1 protein-coding gene is annotated in these 1,980 nt (G+C 73.8%); it reads left to right on the top strand.

Annotation, left to right across the window (positions count from 1 at the left end; genetic code table 11):
- The first annotated feature begins 8 nt into the window (after positions 1-8).
- Complete coding sequence (locus MFF42_RS26245) at positions 9-1,844, top strand: AmpG family muropeptide MFS transporter (protein WP_373875234.1); 1,836 nt, start codon at positions 9-11, stop codon at positions 1,842-1,844.
- The last annotated feature ends 136 nt before the right edge of the window (positions 1,845-1,980 follow it).

Genomic DNA, 1,980 nt, shown 5'->3' with positions numbered 1-1,980 from the left:
CCGGCCGCCTGCGCCGCCCCGCCTTCGAGGCGCCGACGGCGTTGCGCGGCTCCGGCGCCTTCTCCGCCCCCGCCCCGCTCGGCAGCGGCGCCGGGACCAGTCCGGCGCCCGCCGCCGAGGGCGCGGGCGAGGAGCCGTCGGTGGCGCGCCTGCCGCGCTTCCGCAGCGCGCCGAGCCTGCCCGGCTCCGCCTCGGCACAGGGCACCCCGGCCCGGCCCTCGGTCCTGCGCCTGCGCGCCGCGCCCCCGCGCCGGATCGGCTCGGCGACCCGCCAGATCACGCAGACGCGCACGCAGCAGACGGTGACGGACCTGCGCCTCACGCCAGTGATCCAGACGCCGGTCTCCGGCGTGCCGCTGCCGACGCCGATCCTCGGGCTCGGCCTGCCGAACGCCACCGGGCTCCTGCTCGGCACGGCGTTGCGCCGGCCGATCCCCCCCGACACGGCCTACGCGCCGCTCGGCATCCGGCTCGGCACCTTCACCCTGCGGCTCGCCGATTCCGGCATCGACATCAAGACGATCGGCCTGTTCAGCTACGTCGCGCTGCCCTACTCGCTGAAGTTCCTCTGGGCGCCCTCGATCGACCGGGTCGACGTGCCGTTCCTCGCGGCCCGCCTCGGCCGCAAGCGCGCCTGGATGGTGACGACGCAGATCGCCACCGCCCTGGCGCTGGTGCTGATGGCCTTCGCCGACCCGAAGGAGCAGCTCGCGCTGCTGGGGGTCGGCGCCTTCCTCGTCGCCTTCTGCGCCGCCACCCAGGACGTGGTGATCGACGGCTGGCGCATCGAGGCGGCCGGCACCGACCTGCAGGGCATGATGGCCGCCACCTCGAATCTCGGCTACCGGTTCGGCCTGATCCTGGCCGGGGCCGGCGCGCTCTACGTCGCGGCCTATGGCGGCTGGACGATGGCCTATCTCTCGATGGCCGCGCTGATGGGCGTCGGCCTGATCGCGGCGCTCCTGGCCACGCCCTACGACCGGCCGCGGGAGGCGGCCTCGGGCAAGCGCGACCTGCCGGCCGCCGTGCGCCGCGCGGTGCTGGAACCGCTGACCGACCTCCATGCCCGGATGGGCAACGCCCTGTTCGCGGTGCTGGCCCTCGTCGCCCTCTACCGGATGCCGGACTTCGTCTCCGGCGTGATGGCCAACCCGCTCTACATCACCCTCGGCTACGGCAAGGCGGAGATCGCCACCATCGTCAAGCTGTTCGGCATCTGGGTCGGGATCGCCGGCGGCTTCGCGGGCGGCTGGTCGATTGCCCGGCTCGGGATGTTCCCCACCCTGGTGATCGGCGCCTTCATCGCCGCCGCCTCGCACCTCTCGCTGGCGTGGCTGGCGCTCGGCGAGCCCGAGCAGTGGCGGCTCGCCGTCGCGGTGTCGATCGAGAGCCTGTGCGGCTCCTTCGCCGGCATCGCCCTGATCGCCTACATGTCGAGCCTGACCACGCCGGGATTCGCGGCCACGCAATACGCCCTGTTCTCCTCGCTCTACGCCCTGCCGGGCAAGCTGGTCGCCGGCACCTCCGGCTTCGTGGTGGCGGCCTACGGCTTCCCGACCTTCTTCGCGATGACGGCGGCGGTCGGCATTCCCGTGGTCGCCCTGTGCTTCGCCGTGGGCCGCATCCCGCAGCGCACGGCACCGCCGGAGGCCGCGCCTGAGCCCGCACCGGCACCCGCATCCGAACCCGCACCCGAGACCCGACCGGGGAACCCAACCGGCCCCGTCGGTCTTGGCTCAGCCGGGGGTCTTGGCTCAGCCGAAGGTGTTGCCTCAACCGAAGGTCTTGCCGCGACCGAAGCCAGCCCCGAGATGTCGCCAAAAGCCGCGAGGGCGCAGACGTGAACGACCTTGCCGTTGTCGGAGAAACCCTGCCGGTCCCGGTCGATCCGCCGGCCGGAAGGCCCCTGTCGGAGGACGACCGCGCCGTGTTGCGGCGCGCGGTGGCCGTGCTGGAGAAGCCGGGGCTCGCCGCGCGGCT

Origin of the sequence: Methylorubrum podarium, from assembly GCF_022179745.1 — a bacterium.
GTDB classification, from domain to species: Bacteria; Pseudomonadota; Alphaproteobacteria; order Rhizobiales; family Beijerinckiaceae; genus Methylobacterium; species Methylobacterium podarium.
This window is presented reverse-complemented; position numbering and strand designations above follow the sequence as displayed.